We start from the raw sequence: 20335 nt of genomic DNA on the forward strand, positions 1-20335 counted from the left end.
CAAGTTGATAGATAGAAATAAGAAAAAGGCCCCGGCGTTTGCCGGGGCTTTTTTATGCCGTCAGCTCAGTTCCCGGTTTCTTCACTTCAGCCCCCCACACCGCCCTTTCAGCAGTTTTTTGTAACAATACCCCGCCGTTTTGCGCTTAACGGCAAACCTCAAACTCCGATACCATGCCTAACTTCAAACCCTTGCCGGCTTTGGCCGCAGCGCTGATCGTAATCGCCGCATGCCGTAAAACCGTGAAAGAACCGCAACCGGATTACCGCCACCGCTCCCTCGGCAACACGGAAGTGCGTTACCTGCAGCCGTTTTCATTGGATGTGGATGAGGACAGCGCCGGCGACCTGTACTTCACCGTTGCGCTCGTAAACGACGCGGAAGGCACGCACGGGAAATTTACCGTTGTCAGCATGCTGTCCGCCAAACTATTGTCCATACCCGATTCCGTGGTCCGGCTCGGCAAACACGACAGGATCCCGCTGGTGCCCGATCACCCCCGCGAGTGGAATGGTTTCGATACCTACCTCTGCGAGCTGCTGCTCCCCAAAAACAACCCGCAGGACTCGACCTGGAGGGGCGCATGGGTGGGGGCTCACCGCCAGTACCTCGGCATGCAGTTCAGGAGCGGCGAAACGGCCTACCTGGGATGGGTAAGCCTGTCCGTAGACACTGCGCGGGACTGTATGATACTCCACGAATGCGGCTGGAGGGCCGCTTCCGCCGGGGATGTGAAGGCAGGCGCCGTGGCCAACTGAAATAATAAAGGGCCGTCCACGCACTAGCCGGGACGGCCCTTTCGGGTATAATGATGGATCTGGTTCAGGATTCCGGATCGCCGATCTCGATGATCTTGCCCGGGGAAGTATCTGTACAGATGTACACCCGGCCGTTGGGCGACACGCAAACGTCGCGGAGGCGGCCGAACCGGTTCGCGAAATAATTTTTGGAACTGCTCACCGTTTGCCCGTCTGCCGAGAGTTTCAGCTGGTAAAGCGTGGCGTTTTTAAGGCTTACGAGTATCAGTGAATGTTTCCACTGCGGGATGCGGTCGTGGTTATAATAATCGAGCCCGCACAAAGCGTAAGTGCCTCCGCCGGTGCTCCAGATGGGCGGTTTCACGTTGTTTGCATTGCAGAAGGTTACCTCGCCGCCGTTGCAGGGGCCTTCCACGTTGGGCCAGCCATAGTTGCGGTTCTTTTCGATAATGTTCACCTCATCTTCCACTCCCGCGCCATGCTCGGAAGCATAGAGGATATTGTTCACATACACCAGCCCCTGCGGATTGCGGTGCCCGAGGCTCCATAAGGGATTATTCGCGACAGGATTATCCGCAGGGATGCTGCCATCCAGGTTCAGGCGCAGCACCTTGCCGCTGAGGGAGGCGGTGGACTGGGCGTTGGCGCTTTGATTAGCGTCTCCCGTAGTGTAATACAATTTCCTGTCGGGCCCGATCACCAGGCGGGAGCCGTTGTGGATGCCGGCTGCGGGCACATTGTCTATAAGGGTGGCGGGTTGCGTGAGGGAACCGTTCTGGTAGACGTAACGCACTACTTTTTCCCGGTAAGGGTTGCCGTAATTATATGCGATGAACACATGCGGCGTTTGCGCGAAGTCCGGGTGCAGCACCATGCCCAGCAGGCCGCCTTCGCCGCTGGCCACAATATCCGGCAGGGTGAGCAGCGGCTTCAGTTCGCCCGTTTTGGGATCTACCCGGCTGATCCTGCCGCCGCGTTCGGTCATCCAGATGTGATTGTCGGGGCCCCAGAGGATCTCCCAGGGGCGGGAAATATCCTTGTCCAGTACCACTCTCACCTTATCCGTGGGCCAGTCGGGGTCTTCATCCGGCGGTTTGGGGTTACTGGGATTCTTTTTACAGGCTAAAGTAGCGCCGAGAAGGCACAGGAAGAGGGTTGATATGGCCAATGGTTTCATAGTCGCAGATTTATGTAAAGAACAGAACTAACAGCAACAAATTGTCTGCCAGCTTAAAAAAATGCGCTGCGTGGTCAACTTTTTTCAAACCCTGCTGTTAAAAGTAAAGCTATTGTATTCATAATCAACTATATCCTGTTATCCCCCTGCCTGGAATGATCATTGCATGCAACATCATCAAAAACAAATACTATGAAGAAAATTGGTTACTTAACCCTCATCCTGGCTGGCATTTTATTTACAACAAACATCAAGGCGCAAACGCAGAAAGGGAATGTGCTGGTAGGCGCGCAGCTGGCGAATATCGGCGGTACATTCCAGGACGGCGGAAGCACCTTTAGCCTCAACCTTTCACCACAGGCGGGATGGTTCATCAAAGACGACCTGGCCATCGGCCCCATGGTGAACCTGGGCCTTACCACCGGCAACGGGTCTACGACGTTTACCTACGGTGTTGGCGCGTTCGGGCGGTACTACATCAAGGATAAGAGCATTGAAGTGCTGGACAAGACCCGCTGGTTCCTGGAAGCCAATGTGGGCGTGAATGGTGTGAATGTGGACGTGGACGGCGGCAGCAGCACCAACACCAATGGCCTTGGCGTAGGTTTCGGCCCGGGCCTGGCGTATTTCATTACGCCTAACATTGCACTGGAAGGCCTGCTGAAATATGACCTGACGGTAGGTTTCGGCAGCTCCACCACTGCGCACAGGGTTGGGCTGAACCTTGGTTTCCAGATCTACCTGCCCGGCCGGAAAATGCAGCGGCAGATAGAAGCTGACATGAAGAAATAACAACCGGAAAAGTAAATACACCCTTGAACGGGCTGGTACGCGCTGGGAAAGCGGGTATCAGTCCGTTTTCTCTTTTTGGGCGGAAGCCGTTTTGGGCAGTTCGAAGCGGATAACGACCTTATGTTTGGCCGTAACGGCCTTGCCATCCAGCCTGGCGGGTATCCAGCGGGGCATTTTTTCCACGATGCGTACGGCTTCCTCTTCCAGCCCGTATCCTATCACTTCGCCGAGGGTGCCGGCGTTGCCTACCGTGCCGTTGGACATGACGAGGAACTCGACCGTAACGGCGCCGCCGATGCCTGCTTTACGCGCTTCCGGCGGGTATTGCAGGTTTTTGCGGATGAACCAGGCGAGGGCCTGGCCGCCGCCGCGGTACTGGGGGAGGTTGCTCAGCTCGGGCACGGGCACGTCGTAAGGTTTGCGTTTGGTATTGCCGAGGTTGATGGAAACGGGGAGGGAGAGCCTGAGGCTGACGGGTTTACGGTCCAGGTAACCAGGCTGCCAGGGCGGCATCTGGTTGAATACGTTGAGCACTTCCTTGTCCAGCTGGCGGAAGCCCGGGGTGCGGACGCGGGTGTTGGTGATCTCGCCGGTGTGTTCGACGGTAAAATCGACCGTAACGATAACGGTAGTGTCGTTTTCGAGGCGGAGGTAGGGGATCACGAGGTGGCTGAGGATGTAGTTGCGGAGGCGGTTGTTGCCGCCGGGGAATACGGGGAGCTGGTCTGCCTGGAGGTCTTCGTAATAACCGGGATCCGGTTCCCTGAAGGTGGAATCCCGTTGCTGGGCGAGGATGGGCAGGGAAAAAAGGATAAATATAATCGTCAGGCGGATTCGCATGGTAAAAGTGCCGTATTATAGCTGTAAACGACTGGAAATAAAAAAGTTAAATAAAATGGGTACCTTGCGGTGGTTAGCCCGGATGTGTATAAAACTATGGAAACAGCGGCAAAAAGTCAATATTCTCCGGAAATATCCTCCAAAATTATTTGTCGCAATTAAAATAAAGATTACCTTTGCCCTCCCAAATTGAGGGGTAATAAAGAAGAAGTTCATTGCATATGTCTCAGAGAATTAGAATCAAGCTGAAGTCCTACGATCACAATCTGGTGGATAAGTCTGCCGAGAAGATCGTTAAAACCGTGCGTAACACGGGTGCCGTGGTAACAGGTCCTATTCCTTTACCTACAGAGAAGAAAATCTTTACGGTACTGCGTTCTCCGCACGTTAACAAAAAGGCGCGTGAGCAATTCCAACTGTGTACGCATAAGCGTTTGTTGGACATTTACACATCTTCTTCCAGAACGGTGGACGCGCTGAGCAAGCTCGACCTGCCTTCCGGGGTTGAAGTGGAGATCAAGGCGTAGGAGAAAGGACCTCAGCAGGGTGGGCAATCAAGCAGAAGTTTCATTGATCCGTTGAAAGGACGGGTAACTGCGAGATAGAAAGCCCGCCCGGGGTTGTTTTATGACGACAGCAACAACAATAGGCTACGCCTTCCGGGTAGCCGCCCAATAGCATTTAAACCGCTCATCCTGAGGATAGCTAGAGATCCCTCAGGCGCTGGGCTAAATTATATAACACAATGAAAGGTATTATTGGTAAAAAGATTGGCATGACCAGCATCTTCGAGGCCAACGGCAAACAAACTGCTGTTACCATTATCGAAGCCGGTCCCTGCGTGGTTACCCAGGTGAAATCCCAGAGCACCGACGGGTACGACGCTGTTCAGGTAGCTTTTGGTGAAAAGAAAGAAAAGAACACCACCAAAGCAGAATTGAATCACTTCGCGAAAGCACAGACTTCCCCTAAACGTTACGTTACAGAATTCCGCAACCCGGATACATCCGTGGCTAAGGCCCTTGGCGAAACTCTCACCTGCGAAATATTTGCAGAAGGTGAGACAATTGACGTTGTGGGTACTTCCAAGGGTAAGGGTTTCCAGGGTGTTGTAAAACGCCATGGCTTCTCCGGTGTGGGCGAGGCTACCCACGGTCAGCACGACCGTCAGCGCGCTCCCGGTTCCGTAGGTGGTTCTTCCTATCCTTCCCGCGTTTTCAAGGGCATGCGTATGGCTGGCCAAACCGGTAATGAAAGAGTGAAAGTGAAAGGTCTGAAGATCGTTAAGATATTCCCTGAGAAGAATTATATCCTGGTAAGTGGTTCCGTTCCCGGCCACATTGGTTCAATCGTTTTAATCCAGAAGTAACATGCAACTTGATATTTTAAATATAGAAGGTAAGAAAACCGGCAGAACCATCGAGCTCCCTGAAGAGATCTTTGGCGTAGAGCCGAACAATCACGTGATCTACCTGGCTGTTAAGCAGTATTTGGCTGCGCAGCGCCAGGGTACTCACAAGGTGAAAACCCGTGCCGAGGTGCAAGGTGCTTCCCGCAAGCTGCACAAGCAGAAAGGTACCGGCGGTTCCCGTAAAGGTAACATCCGTAACCCGCTCTATAAAGGCGGTGGTACCATCTTCGGTCCCAAACCTCACCGTTACGATATCAAACTGAACCGCAAGGTGAAAGACGTGGCGAAAATTTCCGCCCTGTCTACCAAGGCGAAGGAAAACAGCATCATCATCGTTGAAGACATCAACCTGGATGCTCCTAAAACCAAGCAGTTCCAGTCTATCCTGGCGAAACTGAACATCAATGTTGCCGGTAAGAAGACCCTGGTGGTTCTCCCCGAATACAATGATAACGTATACCTGTCACTGCGTAATATCCCGACTGTGGACAGCACTGTGCTGAGCGACGTGAACACTTACGATATCATGAACAGCAACTTCCTGGTGTTCACCGAGAGCGCGGCCAAGATCTTCTCAGAAGAGCTGGACGTGGTTGAAGCGTAATTAAATTTAAAAGTAAACAAGCCGTGATGCGGGGTAAGACCCGGGGGCGGCAATAAAAATAAGAACAGATGAGACCGTGAGGTCCCATCAGTCCGATAACAAATCAAATAAGAACTGATGAAACTGTCTGATGTTTTAATCAAACCGGTGATTTCGGAGAAGGTAAACAAAGCTACCGAGAAGTTTAACCGCTTTTACTTCATTGTTGACAAAAAAGCCAACAAACTGGAGATCAAGAAAGCTGTGGAAGATTTCTACGGGGTGACCGTTGCAGAAGTGAACACCATGGTAATGCCCGGCAAAAACAAGACCCGTTTTACCAAAGCAGGTTTTATTTCCGGCCGCAAGCCTTCTTACAAGAAAGCAGTGGTTACCCTGGCAGAAGGAGAATCCATCGATCTGTATGCTAACATATAATATACCAGTGCCGTTAGCGGCGTGAGCCGTTAACCTGGATGTATATACAGATCAAATTATAATAGTCTATTAAATCATTGAATTAAGTAGAAAATGGCACTGAAAAAGTACAAACCGATTACAGCCGGTACCCGTTGGAAGATTGGTAATGCGTATGCAGAGCTGACCACGGACACTCCTGAGAAGAGCCTGCTGGCTCCGGCACAGAGAACCGGCGGTAGGAACGCACAGGGCAGAAGGTCTATGCGTTACATCGGTGGCGGACACAAAAAGCAATACCGTATCGTGGATTTCAAGCGCGATAAGGTAAACATCCCCGCTACTGTAAAAACTATTGAGTACGATCCGAACCGTACCGCATTCATCGCGCTGCTGAACTATGCAGATGGCGAGAAGCGTTACATCATTGCCCCCCAGGGCCTGCAGGTAGGTTCTACCGTATTGAGCGGACCTGAAGTTGCGCCTGAGCTGGGTAATGCGTTACCGTTGAAAAATATGCCCCTTGGTACTGTTGTTCACAACATCGAGCTGCAGCCTGGCAAAGGCGGTGCAATTGCACGCAGCGCCGGTGCTTATGCACAGCTGAGCAACAAGGAGGAGAAATATGCTGTTCTGAAAATGCCTTCCGGCGAGCTGCGCAAAGTGCTGAACTCCTGCATGGCTACCGTGGGTACCGTTTCCAACTCAGACCATGCGCTGCAGTCTATCGGTAAAGCAGGTGCCAATCGCTGGAGAGGTATCAAGCCCCGTAACCGCGGTGTGGCAATGAACCCTGTGGATCACCCGATGGGTGGTGGTGAAGGTAAATCTTCCGGTGGCCACCCCAGGTCCAGGACAGGTAAATATGCGAAGGGCCTGAAAACAAGGAAATCGCATAAGAGCTCTGACAAACTGATCATCAGCCGCAAGAACGGTAAGAAATTATAATTACGTATAACAGGTTCAGCCCTGGGCAACCGGGGTTGATCTTAAATAAACAAACACATGGGTCGTTCCATTAAAAAAGGTCCTTACGTAGACTTTAAATTAGAAAAGAAGGTAGAAAAACAGAACGAGGGCACCAAGCGCACGGTTATCAAAACCTGGAGCCGCCGCTCTACGATCACTCCCGACTTTGTGGGCCACACTTTTGCCGTTCACAACGGTAACAAGTTCATCCCGGTTTACGTAACCGAGTTCATGGTGGGTCACAAGCTGGGTGAGTTTGCACCTACCCGCAACTTTAAAGGACACGCTAACAAGAAAATGTAGTATCCGTTTTTAAAGTTTCCCGTTTTCGGTTCCGCTGAGACAAACAGTTTGAGATGAACAGTTAAGGAGAACAAAGAAAGTCGAAGGAAACAGCAGAACCGGAAACTGAAGCAAAAAACTTATATAACACAGAAACAAATAACAATGGAAGCAGTAGCTAAGCTGAACAATAATCCAACCTCCACCCGCAAAATGCGTTTGCTTGCAGACCTGATCCGCGGCCTGGATGTTGAGAAAGCTTTGAATATTTTGAAATTCCATCCTAAACACCCGAGCACTCCGCTGGAGAAGCTGCTGCTGAGCGCAGTGGCCAACTGGAAAGTGAAGAATGAAGGCGCAAGGGTAGAAGATGCCAACCTGTTCGTTAAGACCGTGTTCGTAGACGGTGGCCGCGTTCTCAAGAGGATGCGTCCGGCGCCGCAGGGCAGGGGTTACCGTATCCGCAAGAGAAGTAACCACGTAACAATTGTTGTGGACGGCCGTGCTGCACAATAAGGCAAACTGTAGGAAAAATTATATTTAAACTCATAGACAAATAAAACCAGAACATGGGTCAGAAAACAAATCCTATTGGTAACAGGTTAGGTATCATCAGAGGATGGGACTCTAATTGGTATGGCAGCAAAAAAGATTATGCTGTCAAGCTGATCGAAGATAACAAGATCAGGACTTACCTGAACGCACGTATCAACAAGGGCGGTATTTCCCGCGTGGTGATCGAGCGCACGCTGGGTAAGCTCATCATTACCATTCATACCTCCAAACCTGGTATCATTATAGGTAAAGGCGGTAACGAAGTGGATCGCATCAAGGAAGAGCTGAAGAAGCTGACCGGTAAAGAAGATGTTCAGATCAACATCCTCGAGATCCGTCGCCCTGAGGTGGATGCTACCATCGTTGCTGAAACGATTGCAAAACAGATCGAAAGCCGCATCAACTATAAACGCGCCATCAAAATGGCGATAGCTACAGCGCTCCGTATGGGTGCCGAAGGTATCAAGGTGAAAGTAGGCGGCCGTTTGGGCGGTGCTGAAATTGCGCGTTCAGAAGAAATGAAGCAAGGCCGTGTGCCCCTGCATACTTTCCGTATGGACATCGATTACGCTTCCCTGTTCGCTCTCACCGTTTACGGTAAGATCGGTATCAAGGTATGGATCTGTAAAGGTGAAGTACTGGGTAAGCGCGACCTGAACCCGAACGCAGTTTCCGGTAAGGAAGAAGGCGGACGTACAGGCGGCGATCATCGCGGAGGCCGTGGTGGCGAGCACCGTGGCGGCGGCGACAGAAGGGATAACCGTGGCGGTGGCGACAGAAGAGGTGGTGGAGACCGTGGTCCGCGCAAATAATCACACAGCCGTTAGAAATATCATTTAAACAACTTTTTAACAACATAAACGATGTTACAGCCCAAGAGAACGAAACACAGGAAGATGCACAAAGGCCGCATCAAAGGTAACGCAAAGAGGGGCGCAGCTCTTTCTTTCGGTTCATTCGGCCTCAAAGCATTGGAACCTAAGTGGATCACAGACCGCCAGATAGAAGCTGCGCGGGTGGCGCTGACCAGGAGTATGAAGCGTGAAGGTAACGTGTGGATCCGTATTTTCCCCGACAAGCCTATCACGGCCAAACCGCTGGAAGTGAGGATGGGTAAAGGTAAAGGTGCGCCAGACCATTGGGCAGCCGTAGTAAAGCCCGGTCGCATCCTGTTTGAAGCAGACGGTGTTTCCCTGGAAGTAGCGAAAGAAGCTATGGAACTGGCGGCACAGAAACTTCCGATCAAGGTGAAATTCGTTGTGCGCCGCGACTATGTTGCATAAGCGCAGGATGAAGATGGCCTGATCATTAAACAAACCTGATAACCAGAAACAAAATTTAATACAATGCCAAAAGCAGCAAAACTGGATCTTAAAAGCCTGAGTGACCAGGATCTGAAAGAAAAACTTTCCGAGGAAGCACTTCGCCTGAAAAAGATCACGTTCAGCCACGCGGTGACGCCGATCGAAAATCCCATGAGCATCCGCTTCATGAGAAGGGAGATCGCACGCATCCAGACTGAGATCCGCAGAAGAGCGCTGGGATTCTAAGATCCCGGGGGGAGGTTGAAATAGTGATAGCTATTGTAACCAGCAAACAATAAACAATTTTATAGCCGCGTAAAAGCGGTTTGGAGGTAAAATAACTTTCAAAATGACCGAAAGAAAATTAAGAAAAACCAGGATTGGCGTAGTATCCAGCAACAAAATGGATAAGACTGTTTCCGTAAGCGTTGAGCGTAAGGTGAAACACCCGATCTATGGTAAGTTCGTAAAGAAGACCACCAAATTCATGGCGCACGACGAGAAAAACGAGTGCAGCATTGGTGATACCGTACGGATTATGGAAACCCGTCCGCTGAGCAAGAACAAATGCTGGCGTATGGTGGAGATAATCGAAAAAGTAAAGTAATTATTCATTTGTTTCAAGCTGCCGGAGCCGGAAGGTACTTGCAGCCGCTGCTAAACAATTAACAAACGTATTACGATGATACAACAAGAATCAAGGCTGAACGTAGCTGATAACAGTGGTGCCAAAGAAGTACTCTGCATCCGTGTGCTCGGCAACTCCGGTCAGGACTATGCCGGTGTAGGCGATAAGATTGTAGTAACGGTAAAAGATGCTATCCCCGGTGGTGGCATGAAAAAAGGCACCGTAACCAAGGCTGTTATAGTTAGAACGAAGAAGAAGCTCCGTCGCCGCGACGGTTCTTACATCCGCTTCGACGACAATGCCGTTGTATTGCTGAACAACTCCGACGAGCCCCGCGGTACCCGTATTTTCGGTCCGGTTGCCCGTGAGCTTCGCGATAAAGGATACATGAAGATCATCTCCCTGGCGCCTGAGGTGCTTTAAGGAGTCGATATAACGGTTTCGGATCTGGGATTCAAGTTGTGAGGATAAAGGGAATATGTATACAGAAAACCTTTATTTGAAAGCTGGAATTCAAGATCCGAAATCTTTGCATATCTTTGCAGCCCGTTTTAAAAACGACCTAATATTAATCAAGCGGAGCAAAAGTTCTGCTTGGCGTTTAAACAAACAAACAGATGAAAACTAGATTTAAGCCTAAGTTCAACATTAAGAAAGGCGACCTGGTGGTGGTAGTTACCGGCGATGATAAAGACCGGACCAAGCCCCGCAAGGTGTTGGAAGTAATTACCGACAAAGCCCGTGTATTGGTTGAAGGCGTGAACATTATCACGAAACATACCAAGCCGACTGCCCAGAATACCAAAGGCGGTATTGTAAAGCAGGAAGCGCCGATCGCTATTTCCAACGTAATGTTGTGGGACGCTAAGGCTGGCAAACCTACTCGCGTAGCCCGCCAGAGAGAAAATGGTAAAGTAGTTCGTATCGCTAAAAAATCAGGGGAGGTAATTAAATAATGGCAAACACATCATATCAACCCAGGCTGCAAACCAAATACCGTGCAGAGGTAGTGAATGCTTTGCAGAAGAAATTTAACTACAAGAGCGTAATGCAGGTTCCCCGCCTGACCAAGATCTGCCTGAACCAGGGCATCAATGGTGCGGTGAGCGACAAGAAGCTGGTAGATATCGCAGTAGACGAAATGAGCCGCATCGCCGGTCAGAAAGCTATCGCGACCATGTCCAAAAAAGACATCTCCAACTTCAAACTGCGTAAGAACATGCCGATCGGCGCGCGTGTGACCCTGCGCGGCGTGAACATGTACGAATTCCTGGACAGGCTGATCTCCGTATCCCTGCCCCGCGTGCGTGACTTCAAAGGTGTGAGCGAAAAAGCTTTCGACGGCCGTGGTAACTATACCCTGGGCGTAACCGAGCAGATCATCTTCCCGGAGATCGACATCGATAAAGTGACCAGGATCACTGGTATGGATATCACTTTCGTGACCACTGCCCAAACCAACGAAGAAGCTTTCGAGCTGCTGAAAGAAATGGGTATGCCGTTCAAGAACATCAAAAAAGATAATCAATAATATCACATGGCAAAAGAATCCGTAAAAGCCAGACAAAGAAAGAGAGAGGCAATGGTAGCCAAGTTTGCTGAGAAACGCGCTGCTCTGAAAGCAGAAGGTAACTACGCAGAACTGGACAAACTGCCTAAAAACGCATCTCCCGTTCGCCTGCACAACCGTTGCCAGCTGTCCGGCCGCCCGAAAGGTTACATCCGTCAGTTCGGCATCTGCCGTAACATGTTCCGCGACATGGCGCTGGCTGGTAAGATCCCCGGCGTTCGTAAAGCTTCCTGGTAAGCAGCGCCGAAAGGCTCAAGTAGTATTTGATTTTCCTTTCTATATCGATTGGATATCGCATTGTAATAGCTTATTGTAAATTAAATCAAACAATGGTTACTGATCCAATAGCAGATTTTCTCACACGCATCCGTAACGCCCAGATGGCAAATCACAGGATCGTGGAAATTCCGGCTTCCAAACTGAAAAAACGTATTACCGAAATCCTGTACGACAAAGGTTATATCCTGAAGTACAAGTTCGAAGAGGACAACAAACAGGGCCTCATCAAGATAGCGCTGAAGTATGACCCGCAAACCAAGGTTCCTGCGATCCAGGACCTGCAAAGGATCTCCCGTCCCGGTCTGCGCCAGTACTCCAAACCTGAAGATTTCAAAAGGATCAAGAACGGTCTGGGTATCGCTATCATCTCTACTTCCAAAGGTGTAATGACCGACAAGGAAGCAAAATTACAAAACGTAGGTGGCGAAGTAGTTTGCTTCGTTTACTAATATATTTTTCCCGCTCCTGCACAACAGGGGCGGGATACGGTATATCTGACAATTAAGCCTTCTATACGGGCTGAACACGGGATGCCGGAATCACAACAATAAAACTGACTGATTATGTCACGTATAGGCAGAGCTCCTATTAAATTGACCAGCGGCGTTACCGTTAATGTATCCGCTGCAAACGAGATCACGGTAAAAGGCCCGAAAGGCGAACTGAAGCAGGTGCTGGACCGCGATATCAAAGTGGAAGTGAAAGACGGCGAACTGAATGTTGTCCGTCCTACCGACCAGATCCGCCACCGCGCCCTGCACGGTCTGTACCGCGCGCTGATCGCCAACATGGTAGTCGGCGTTACCGAAGGTTTCAAGAAACAGCTTGAACTGGTGGGTGTAGGTTACAAGGCTGCGAACGCAGGTCAGTTGCTGGACTTATCTTTAGGTTATTCCCACAACATCATCTTCGAGGTTCCGAAAGAGCTGAAAGTAAGCACGCTTACTGAAAAAGGCCAGAACCCCAAGATCATGCTGGAAGGGATCGACAATCAACTGCTGGGCCAGGTTGCCGCCAAGATCCGCAGCCTCCGCAAACCCGAGCCGTACAAAGGTAAAGGTGTGCGTTACAGCGACGAGGTGGTACGCAAGAAAGCAGGTAAATCTGCCGGTAAGTAACAGCCTCCTCCGGTTGACACTAAACATAATTATTAAACCAGCAGCAAATACCGGGATAGCAATATGCCGGTATTTGCTGAACATAGTCCCGGCAGCATCGGGCCTTAAATACACTTAGTAATGATCACAAGACTTAACAGAAGACAGAATATCCGCTACCGTATCCGTAAAAAGATCAGCGGAACTGCGCAGAAGCCGAGACTGTCTGTATTCCGCAGTAATTCAGACATCTATCTGCAATTGATAGACGATACCAACGGCACTACCCTGGCGGCGGCCTCCACCCGTGAGAAAGCGATTGCCGGCGCAGCTGGTACCAAATCAGAGAAAGCCAAACTGGCGGGCGCAGCACTGGCTGCAAAAGCTGTGGCGGTAGGTATCACCACCTGTGTATTCGACAGGAGCGGTTACCTGTACCATGGCCGTGTAAAAGCTACTGCTGACGGCGCACGCGAAGGCGGCCTGCAATTCTAAGACTGGTAAAGGGATTAGAAGAATAAACAATCTGATATCGTAATTCTTATTAAATAAAAATGGCAAAGAATTCATTCAATAAAGTAAAAGCTGGCGATCTGGAGCTGAAAGAAAAGGTTGTGGCTATCAACAGGGTTACCAAAACCACCAAAGGCGGCCGTACTTTCAGTTTTTCCGCGCTGGTAGTTGTAGGTAACGAGAACGGTGTAGTGGGCCACGGTCTTGGTAAAGCCAAGGAAGTGCAGGAAGCTATCACCAAAGGTATCGACGACGCGAAGAAGAACCTGATCAAGATCCCGGTACATCACGGCACCATTCCCCACGACCAGCTGGCGAAGGAAGGAGCTGCGAAAGTGCTGATCAAACCGGCTGCCCATGGTACCGGCGTGATCGCGGGTGGTTCTATGCGCGCCGTACTGGAAAGCGCCGGTATCACCGACGTTCTGGCAAAATCCCTGGGTTCCGCTAACCCCCACAACGTGGTGAAAGCGACCTTCAAAGCCCTGGGCATGCTGCGCGAACCGATAGCGATCGCTAAAACCCGTAACGTATCCCTGAAGAAAGTATTCAACGGATAAGCACCTGATTCCAAATCCCCGTTCCGGCTGCGAAGCCGGCGCAGGTATTCTTCATTGGAAATATTATAAAGAAAATGGCAAAGATCAAGATCACCCAGGTAAAGAGCGGTATCGATCGTCCTGAACGTCAGAAGCTGACCCTGTTGGCTCTCGGACTGAAAAAGATGAACAACACCGTAGAAGTGGAAGCTACCCCCCAGATCCTGGGTATGGTACGCAAAGTAAACCACCTGGTGAAGGTGGAAGAAGTGAATGCATAATGTAAAATTTTGATTTTTATATTGGCATCTTACTTTTTTGAATTATCATTGTAAAAGCGAGCGGTTGATTTCCGCGTAAGTAAAACAATTCAATCATGAACTTACAGAATTTAAGGCCTGCAAAAGGCGCAGTACATAAGGAAAAACGTTTAGGTCGTGGTGAAGCATCCGGTAAAGGTGGTACTGCTACGAAAGGTAACAAAGGTGCGCAATCCAACACCGGTTACTCCAGCAAAAGAGGCCACGAAGGCGGTCAGATGCCTATCCAGCGCCGTTTGCCCAAACGCGGATTTATCCCCATCGACCGTACCGAATATAAAGTATTCAATGTTGGCCAGCTGGAGCAGATCATCGAAAAATACGGCATCCAGGAATTCTCCCTGGAAAACCTGTATATGAACGGCCTGATCAGTAAAACCAACAAGGTGAAAATCCTTGGTCACGGTGAACTGAAAAGCAAAGTAACGCTGAAAGTGAACGCGATCAGCGAGAAAGCCAAATCAGCCATCGAAGCAGCCGGTGGATCTGTTGAACTGGTTTAAGAAATTACGATAGAGAAGGCGCCTACGGAGTAGTGCGTCTTTTCGAATTTTACACGCGTTATTAAACTCTTATCTTCCTGTGAAGAAATTTATCGAAACCATAAAGAACATCTGGAGCATCGAGGACCTGCGTAAACGCATACTCACCACGCTGCTCCTGGTACTTGTGTACCGTGTGGGCTCCTATATCACCCTTCCCGGTCTCGATCCCAACCAACTGGCCAACTTTTCAGAAACATCCCAGAAAGGTATTCTGGGACTTTTCAATATGTTCGCCGGCGGATCCTTCTCGCGTGCATCCATCTTCGCACTGGGCATCATGCCGTACATCTCGGCGTCCATCGCCATACAGCTGCTGACCATCGCGGTTCCCTATTTCCAGAAACTGCAGAAAGAAGGAGACAGCGGCCGCAAGAAGATCAACCAGTACACCCGCCTGCTTACCGTGATCGTAACCGCCTTCCAGGCCAGCGCATACGTTGCCTACCTGAGAACGCAGTCTGCCTCCGCGCTGATACCCGAATACGGATCGTTCCTGTTCTGGCTGTCCACCACGGTGGTGCTCACCGCAGGTACCCTGTTCGTAATGTGGCTGGGTGAAAAGATCACGGATAAAGGGATCGGTAACGGTACTTCCATCATCATCATGACCGGTATCCTTGCCCGCCTCCCCGAAGCGCTGCTCCAGGAATTTACCCTGAAAACAACCGGCGCAGGCGGCGGCTTGCTCATCTTCCTCGTGGAGCTGGCATTCTTCATCCTGATCACCATCGGCCTCATCCTGCTGGTACAGGGCACGCGCAAGATACCCGTGAACTACGCAAAACGTATTGTCGGTAACAAACAATATGGCGGGGTACGCCAGTTCATTCCCCTCAAGGTGAATGCCGCCGGTGTAATGCCCATCATCTTCGCCCAGGCCATCATGTTCATCCCGGCTACCGCTATAGGCTTCGCCACCAGTAATGAGAACGCTTCCACCTTCATCCGCATCTTCAGCGACCATACCAATCCCTGGTACAACGTGATCTATGCTGTGCTCGTGGTAGTGTTCACTTTCTTCTATACAGCGCTCATCTTCAACCCCACGCAAATGGCGGATGAAATGAAAAAGAACAACGGTTTCGTACCCGGCGTTAAACCCGGTAAGGCGACCGCTGATTATATAGGCGCCGTAATGGACCGTATTACCCTGCCCGGCGCGTTTTTCCTCGCCCTGGTAGGCATCATGCCCGGCATCGCTGCCGCGCTCCGTATCAACAGCAATTTCGCGACCTTCTTCGGCGGTACCTCACTGCTGATCATGGTAGGCGTAATCCTGGATACCCTGCAGCAGATCGAAAGCCAGCTGCTCATGCGCCACTACGACGGCCTCATGAGCTCCGGCCGCATCAAGGGCAGAACAACGCCGGCCAACGCCTAAAAGCATCTTACAGAATATTGACAGCCATCCGGAACCAAAGTTTCAGGATGGCTGTTTTGTTATATAACATCCCGCGCCGCGGGAACCTTACCGAATCATCAATTTTACCTAATTTCGCGTGTTATGATCCATTATAAGACGAAAGAAGAAATAGAACTGATCCGTGAAAGCGCTCAGCTCGTTAGCGCTACCCTGGCGGAAGTGGCTTCAAGGCTGAAGCCGGGTATGAGCACCCTGGATGTGGACGCCATTGCCGAAACATTTATCCGCGATCATGGGGCAGTGCCCTCATTTAAAAACTATAAAGGTTTTCCCAATACCTGCTGCATATCCGTGAACGAGGCCGTGGTGCATGGCATTCCCAACGCGTACACGCTGCGCGAGGGCGATATCGTGTCTGTGGACGTGGGTGTGTTCAAAAACGGTTTTCATGGAGACAGCGCATATACCTTCGCCATCGGTGAAGTGCCCGCGCATGTGCAGAAGCTGATGGCCGCCACTAAAACGGCGCTGGCCAAAGGCATCGAAAAGGCGGTGGTGGGCAACCGCGTGGGCGACATTGCCTATGTGATCCAGGAGTACCTGGAGAAGGAGCGGGGTTACGGCGTTGTAAGGGAGCTGGTAGGGCATGGCCTGGGGCGTAACCTTCACGAGGACCCGCAGGTGCCTAATTACGGCCGCAGGGGCAGTGGCGCAGTGCTGAAGGAAGGGCTGGTGATCGCGATAGAGCCGATGGTGAACCTGGGCACGCGTGATGTGGAATACCTGGAAGACGGCTGGACGGTGGTGACCCGCGACCGCAAGGCGAGCGTGCACTACGAGCATACCCTGGCGGTAGCGAAAGGGAAGCCTGATGTATTGTCTACCTTTGCCGACATTGAAGTGGCCGAGAAGGCGAATGCTGCGTTATTTTCCGGGCATATAGCCGCCACCGTATCCTGAGGCGGCCTGCAATTATGACGGGGGAAATCGGTATATTTGCTGCCTGTTGGGGAAAAATAGGGGAAATACCGGACTATGCCTGGCCAATGATTATATTGTTTTCAACTTTATAAGTATGTGAGGCTTAGTGACTTTTAAGAAGTCAGCAGGATAATTTCAAAAGTTATCCACATGGCGGGGCTTTTTAAAAGATTATTTCGCGTAATTTTTTCGGTTTCAGAAACTTTTATGGTATCTTTGCATTCCTAAAAATTTTTATGGCGAAACAGGCATTGATTAAACAGGATGGTATAATTCTGGAAGCCTTATCGAATGCGATGTTCCGGGTAAAACTGGAGAATGGGCACGAGATATTGGCTACCATTTCTGGAAAAATGAGGATGCACTATATTCGCATCCTGCCGGGAGATAAGGTTGGAGTAGAGATGAGCCCTTACGATTTGAGCAGGGGTCGTATAATTTTCAGGTATAAGTAGAAAACAACTCTGGTAGATTTATAACAATTGACTCATGAAAGTAAGAGCTTCCATCAAGAAAAGAAGTGCAGACTGCAAGATCGTTCGCCGCAAGGGTAAATTGCTGGTGATCAACAAAAAGAATCCCCGTTTTAAGCAACGTCAGGGTTAATCAGCATCTGTATCTATTAAACGAATAAAAACTAAACAATTAATATGGCACGTATAGCCGGTATTGATCTTCCTAAAAACAAAAGAGGTGAAATTGGTCTGACTTATATCTTTGGTATTGGTCACTCCACCGCCGTATATATCCTGGACAAAGCAGGCATTGATCTGAACAAAAAGGTGAAGGACTGGAATGACGACGAACAGGCCGCCATCCGTAACATCATCAACGGTGAATTTAAAGTAGAAGGCCAGCTTCGTTCCGAGGTTCAGATGAATATCAAGCGCCTGCTCGATATCGCCTGCTACCGTGGTCTGCGTCACAGGAAAGGTCTGCCGGTTAGAGGCCAGCGTACCCGTACCAACAGCCGTACCAGGAAAGGTAAGCGTAAAACGGTTGCAGGTAAAAAGAAGGCACCGAAGAAATAGTAAGATCCCTTTGCCGGGTTTACTCTTTCCAGATCAGGGGAGTTGCGGCATAAAGGGTTTTTATATCAACGATCTGGAATTTCATAGTTGGAATTTTAACGAATTATGGCAAAAGCAACTAATACAAAAGCTGCCGCTAAGAAGAGGGTAGTAAAAGTGGACAACTTCGGGGATGTACATATCTCTGCAAGTTTCAACAACATCATCGTGAGCATCACCAACAAGCAGGGTCAGGTTATCTCCTGGTCTTCCGCTGGTAAAATGGGCTTCAAGGGTTCTAAGAAGAATACTCCTTACGCCGCCCAGCTGGCTGCATCCGATGCTGCTAAAACCGCTTTTGACGCAGGTCTGAAAAGAGCAGATGTATTTGTGAAAGGTCCCGGCGCCGGCCGTGAGAGTGCAATCCGCGCTATCTCTAACTCCGGTATCGAGGTAACCCTGATCAAAGACGTGACTCCGCTGCCGCACAACGGTTGCCGTCCTCCCAAGAAGAGAAGGGTATAGTCAACGCATTTTCTTGTACGAATTATCCGTTACAATGAACATTTGTATCGGGTAATTCGTATTCGTAATGGATAATTAGTATATTTATTAATCACAGTGGGTGTGCGATCGAATTTTAAGATTTTTAAATGAGCGTACACCGGAACTAAAAATCTGAACCACAGAACATGGCAAGGTACACAGGTCCCAAGACCAAAATCTCCAGGATCTTCGGAGAGCCTATCTTAGGCAACGGCAAGTATTTAGGCAAGAACAGCAACCCTCCCGGTCAGCACGGCGCACAGCGCAAACGTAAGCAGCTGGGCGAGTATGCGCTGCAGCTGAGAGAGAAACAAAAGGCAAAATACACTTACGGTGTGCTGGAAAAACAATTCCGCAACCTGTTCGAAGAAGCTAACCGCAGGAAAGGCGTTACCGGTGAGGTACTGATCAAACTGCTGGAAGCACGTCTGGACAACACCGTATTCCGTATGGGTATAGCTCCGTCCCGCCCCGCTGCCCGCCAGCTGGTGGCTCACAAGCACGTAACCGTGAACGGTGCGGTAGTGAACGTTCCTTCTTATCAACTGAAACCCGGTGATGTGGTAGGTCTGAAAGAAAAGACCACCGGCAACACCTCCCTGACCAGCGCGATCCGCGGTAAAAACCCGAAATTCAGCTGGCTGGACTGGAATGAGAAAGATATGAAAGGTACTTTCATCGCGTATCCTGAGAGAGAGAGCGTTCCTGAGAATATCAAGGAACAACTGATCGTGGAATTGTACAGCAAGTAATAAAGTTATAGCCACCTCCTAAGGGGTGGCTTTAACCATATAACATACGTTAAAACTCAAAAATCAAGCATATCAATGGCAATTCTTAATTTCCAAAAGCCTGACAAGATCGTTTTGCAGAAGTCTACCGACTTTGAAGCTCAATTCGAATTCCGTCCATTAGAACCAGGTTATGGTGTGACAATCGGTAACGCGCTCCGCCGTGTACTGTTGTCTTCATTAGAGGGCTATGCCATTGTGGGAATAAAGATTGAAGGCGCCGATCACGAGTTTGCCACCCTGAAAGGGATCACGGAAGACGTGACTGAGATCATCCTCAACCTGAAACAGGTACGATTCAAAAAGATCGTGGAGAATGAAGTAAGCAGCGAAAAGATCCAGATCTCCATCAAAGGCAAAACCGAGTTCAGGGCTGATATGATCGAGAAAGCAACCAACTCTTTCCAGATCATGAACCCCGAGCTGCTGATCTGCACCCTTGACCCTTCCGCTAAGCTGGACATCGAACTGACCATCGGCAAAGGCCGCGGTTACGTGCCGGCTGAAGAGAACAGGCCCAAAGATGCCATCTTCGGCTATATCGCTATCGACTCCGTATTCACGCCGATCAAAAACGTGAAATACAGCATCGAGAACACCCGTGTGGAACAAAAGACCGACTACGAAAAGCTGATCATGGAAGTGATCACCGACGGTACCATCCACCCGGAAGAAGCGGTAAAACAAGCTTCCCGCATCCTGATCCAGCACCTGATGATCATCACCGATGAAAACATCAGCTTCGATACCAAAGATGCAGAGAAAGAAGATGTAGTGGATGAACAGACCCTGCAGCTGCGCAAGATCCTGAAAACTCCCCTGGAGGACCTGGACCTCAGCGTACGCGCATTCAACTGTCTGAAAGCCGCCAAGATCAACTCCCTGAGCGAACTGGTACAGTACGAACAGGAAGAACTGATGAAATTCAGGAACTTCGGTCAGAAGTCCCTCAGCGAAATCGAACAGGTTCTGGGCGAACGCGGTCTGCACTTCGGTATGGACCTGTCCAAACTGAAACTGGACGAAGAATAGTAGCATATTACACGGATCGCGGCACCGCATGGT

33 protein-coding genes are annotated in these 20335 nt (G+C 50.0%); 31 read left to right on the forward strand and 2 right to left on the reverse strand.

Annotated features, from left to right (window positions below; genetic code table 11):
• The first annotated feature begins 173 nt into the window (after nt 1-173).
• Nucleotides 174-758 carry a hypothetical protein gene (locus ACTJIK_RS10980; RefSeq protein ID WP_440646417.1) on the forward strand — a complete coding sequence of 195 codons (585 nt, stop codon included), beginning with the start codon at nt 174-176 and terminating at the stop codon, nt 756-758.
• Nucleotides 759-822: 64 nt separating this feature from the next.
• Here the strand turns inward: ACTJIK_RS10980 and ACTJIK_RS10985 are convergent, their stop codons facing one another.
• Nucleotides 823-1935, reverse strand: a complete 1113-nt coding sequence (locus tag ACTJIK_RS10985; protein WP_440646418.1) for a PQQ-dependent sugar dehydrogenase — start codon at nt 1933-1935, stop codon at nt 823-825.
• A gap of 192 nt (nt 1936-2127) precedes the next feature.
• Here ACTJIK_RS10985 and ACTJIK_RS10990 point away from each other — a divergent pair, with 192 nt between their 5' ends.
• Nucleotides 2128-2727 carry a hypothetical protein gene (locus tag ACTJIK_RS10990; protein ID WP_440646419.1) on the forward strand — a complete coding sequence of 200 codons (600 nt, stop codon included), beginning with the start codon at nt 2128-2130 and terminating at the stop codon, nt 2725-2727.
• 57 nt (nt 2728-2784) lie between these two features.
• Here the strand turns inward: ACTJIK_RS10990 and ACTJIK_RS10995 are convergent, their stop codons facing one another.
• On the reverse strand, nt 2785-3567 hold the full coding sequence (locus ACTJIK_RS10995) for an energy transducer TonB (RefSeq protein WP_440646420.1): 783 nt from the start codon (nt 3565-3567) through the stop codon (nt 2785-2787).
• A gap of 221 nt (nt 3568-3788) precedes the next feature.
• Between ACTJIK_RS10995 and rpsJ the strand changes: the two genes are divergently transcribed.
• From rpsJ to ACTJIK_RS11140, 29 genes are all read left to right on the forward strand, one after another.
• Nucleotides 3789-4094 carry a 30S ribosomal protein S10 gene (rpsJ, locus tag ACTJIK_RS11000; RefSeq protein WP_012789286.1) on the forward strand — a complete coding sequence of 102 codons (306 nt, stop codon included), beginning with the start codon at nt 3789-3791 and terminating at the stop codon, nt 4092-4094.
• A gap of 218 nt (nt 4095-4312) precedes the next feature.
• Nucleotides 4313-4936: a 50S ribosomal protein L3 gene (rplC, locus tag ACTJIK_RS11005; protein WP_440646421.1), complete on the forward strand. Its 624-nt coding sequence runs from the start codon at nt 4313-4315 to the stop codon at nt 4934-4936.
• A 1-nt stretch (nt 4937) separates the two neighbouring features.
• Entirely contained in the window at nt 4938-5582 is a 645-nt protein-coding gene (rplD, locus tag ACTJIK_RS11010) for a 50S ribosomal protein L4 (RefSeq protein WP_440646422.1), read from the forward strand.
• Nucleotides 5583-5699: 117 nt separating this feature from the next.
• On the forward strand, nt 5700-5999 hold the full coding sequence (gene rplW, locus ACTJIK_RS11015; protein WP_120516923.1) for a 50S ribosomal protein L23: 300 nt from the start codon (nt 5700-5702) through the stop codon (nt 5997-5999).
• 93 nt (nt 6000-6092) lie between these two features.
• Complete coding sequence (gene rplB, locus ACTJIK_RS11020) at nt 6093-6926, forward strand: 50S ribosomal protein L2 (RefSeq protein WP_440646423.1); 834 nt, start codon at nt 6093-6095, stop codon at nt 6924-6926.
• 57 nt (nt 6927-6983) lie between these two features.
• Complete coding sequence (gene rpsS / locus ACTJIK_RS11025; RefSeq protein ID WP_120516921.1) at nt 6984-7250, forward strand: 30S ribosomal protein S19; 267 nt, start codon at nt 6984-6986, stop codon at nt 7248-7250.
• A 144-nt stretch (nt 7251-7394) separates the two neighbouring features.
• Nucleotides 7395-7745 (forward strand): 50S ribosomal protein L22, encoded by a 351-nt coding sequence (gene rplV / locus ACTJIK_RS11030; protein WP_119078754.1) that lies wholly within the window; start codon nt 7395-7397, stop codon nt 7743-7745.
• Nucleotides 7746-7798: 53 nt separating this feature from the next.
• Nucleotides 7799-8596, forward strand: coding sequence for a 30S ribosomal protein S3 (rpsC, locus tag ACTJIK_RS11035; protein ID WP_440646424.1), 798 nt, complete (start codon nt 7799-7801; stop codon nt 8594-8596).
• A gap of 51 nt (nt 8597-8647) precedes the next feature.
• Nucleotides 8648-9067: a 50S ribosomal protein L16 gene (gene rplP / locus ACTJIK_RS11040; protein ID WP_440646425.1), complete on the forward strand. Its 420-nt coding sequence runs from the start codon at nt 8648-8650 to the stop codon at nt 9065-9067.
• 63 nt (nt 9068-9130) lie between these two features.
• Nucleotides 9131-9334 carry a 50S ribosomal protein L29 gene (gene rpmC, locus ACTJIK_RS11045; protein WP_440646426.1) on the forward strand — a complete coding sequence of 68 codons (204 nt, stop codon included), beginning with the start codon at nt 9131-9133 and terminating at the stop codon, nt 9332-9334.
• Between the two features lie 103 nt (nt 9335-9437).
• The gene (rpsQ, locus tag ACTJIK_RS11050; RefSeq protein WP_120516916.1) at nt 9438-9695 is read left to right on the forward strand and encodes a 30S ribosomal protein S17; all 258 of its coding nucleotides are present in this window, start codon (nt 9438-9440) and stop codon (nt 9693-9695) included.
• Between the two features lie 75 nt (nt 9696-9770).
• Entirely contained in the window at nt 9771-10139 is a 369-nt protein-coding gene (gene rplN / locus ACTJIK_RS11055; RefSeq protein ID WP_109698268.1) for a 50S ribosomal protein L14, read from the forward strand.
• Nucleotides 10140-10333: 194 nt separating this feature from the next.
• A complete protein-coding gene (rplX, locus tag ACTJIK_RS11060) occupies nt 10334-10672 on the forward strand; it encodes a 50S ribosomal protein L24 (protein WP_346318856.1) in 339 nt (112 codons plus the stop codon).
• Nucleotides 10672-11247 (forward strand): 50S ribosomal protein L5, encoded by a 576-nt coding sequence (gene rplE / locus ACTJIK_RS11065; protein ID WP_440646427.1) that lies wholly within the window; start codon nt 10672-10674, stop codon nt 11245-11247. Before rplX ends, rplE begins: the two co-directional genes overlap by 1 nt.
• Nucleotides 11248-11253: 6 nt before the next feature.
• Complete coding sequence (gene rpsN / locus ACTJIK_RS11070; RefSeq protein ID WP_123848634.1) at nt 11254-11523, forward strand: 30S ribosomal protein S14; 270 nt, start codon at nt 11254-11256, stop codon at nt 11521-11523.
• A gap of 92 nt (nt 11524-11615) precedes the next feature.
• Nucleotides 11616-12014 (forward strand): 30S ribosomal protein S8, encoded by a 399-nt coding sequence (rpsH, locus tag ACTJIK_RS11075; RefSeq protein ID WP_440646428.1) that lies wholly within the window; start codon nt 11616-11618, stop codon nt 12012-12014.
• 114 nt (nt 12015-12128) lie between these two features.
• The gene (gene rplF / locus ACTJIK_RS11080; RefSeq protein WP_440646429.1) at nt 12129-12683 is read left to right on the forward strand and encodes a 50S ribosomal protein L6; all 555 of its coding nucleotides are present in this window, start codon (nt 12129-12131) and stop codon (nt 12681-12683) included.
• 120 nt (nt 12684-12803) lie between these two features.
• A complete protein-coding gene (rplR, locus tag ACTJIK_RS11085; protein ID WP_440646430.1) occupies nt 12804-13157 on the forward strand; it encodes a 50S ribosomal protein L18 in 354 nt (117 codons plus the stop codon).
• 59 nt (nt 13158-13216) lie between these two features.
• Nucleotides 13217-13735 (forward strand): 30S ribosomal protein S5, encoded by a 519-nt coding sequence (rpsE, locus tag ACTJIK_RS11090; RefSeq protein WP_440646431.1) that lies wholly within the window; start codon nt 13217-13219, stop codon nt 13733-13735.
• Between the two features lie 74 nt (nt 13736-13809).
• Complete coding sequence (rpmD, locus tag ACTJIK_RS11095; protein ID WP_120516907.1) at nt 13810-13995, forward strand: 50S ribosomal protein L30; 186 nt, start codon at nt 13810-13812, stop codon at nt 13993-13995.
• A gap of 95 nt (nt 13996-14090) precedes the next feature.
• Nucleotides 14091-14537 (forward strand): 50S ribosomal protein L15, encoded by a 447-nt coding sequence (gene rplO / locus ACTJIK_RS11100; protein ID WP_440646432.1) that lies wholly within the window; start codon nt 14091-14093, stop codon nt 14535-14537.
• Nucleotides 14538-14616: 79 nt separating this feature from the next.
• Nucleotides 14617-15960, forward strand: a complete 1344-nt coding sequence (gene secY, locus ACTJIK_RS11105; protein WP_440646433.1) for a preprotein translocase subunit SecY — start codon at nt 14617-14619, stop codon at nt 15958-15960.
• Nucleotides 15961-16083: 123 nt separating this feature from the next.
• Nucleotides 16084-16902, forward strand: coding sequence for a type I methionyl aminopeptidase (gene map, locus ACTJIK_RS11110; protein WP_440646434.1), 819 nt, complete (start codon nt 16084-16086; stop codon nt 16900-16902).
• Between the two features lie 257 nt (nt 16903-17159).
• Complete coding sequence (gene infA / locus ACTJIK_RS11115) at nt 17160-17378, forward strand: translation initiation factor IF-1 (RefSeq protein WP_012789309.1); 219 nt, start codon at nt 17160-17162, stop codon at nt 17376-17378.
• Nucleotides 17379-17412: 34 nt separating this feature from the next.
• Nucleotides 17413-17529, forward strand: a complete 117-nt coding sequence (gene rpmJ, locus ACTJIK_RS11120) for a 50S ribosomal protein L36 (protein ID WP_072360626.1) — start codon at nt 17413-17415, stop codon at nt 17527-17529.
• Between the two features lie 44 nt (nt 17530-17573).
• Nucleotides 17574-17954, forward strand: a complete 381-nt coding sequence (gene rpsM / locus ACTJIK_RS11125; RefSeq protein ID WP_440646435.1) for a 30S ribosomal protein S13 — start codon at nt 17574-17576, stop codon at nt 17952-17954.
• Nucleotides 17955-18059: 105 nt separating this feature from the next.
• A complete protein-coding gene (rpsK, locus tag ACTJIK_RS11130; RefSeq protein ID WP_119078771.1) occupies nt 18060-18458 on the forward strand; it encodes a 30S ribosomal protein S11 in 399 nt (132 codons plus the stop codon).
• 167 nt (nt 18459-18625) lie between these two features.
• Nucleotides 18626-19231, forward strand: a complete 606-nt coding sequence (gene rpsD / locus ACTJIK_RS11135; RefSeq protein WP_440646436.1) for a 30S ribosomal protein S4 — start codon at nt 18626-18628, stop codon at nt 19229-19231.
• A 75-nt stretch (nt 19232-19306) separates the two neighbouring features.
• Complete coding sequence (locus ACTJIK_RS11140; RefSeq protein ID WP_209142585.1) at nt 19307-20302, forward strand: DNA-directed RNA polymerase subunit alpha; 996 nt, start codon at nt 19307-19309, stop codon at nt 20300-20302.
• Nucleotides 20303-20335 lie beyond the last annotated feature (33 nt).

The sequence above is a fragment of the Chitinophaga sp. 22620 genome, from assembly GCF_052044405.1.
Taxonomy (GTDB): Bacteria; Bacteroidota; Bacteroidia; order Chitinophagales; family Chitinophagaceae; genus Chitinophaga.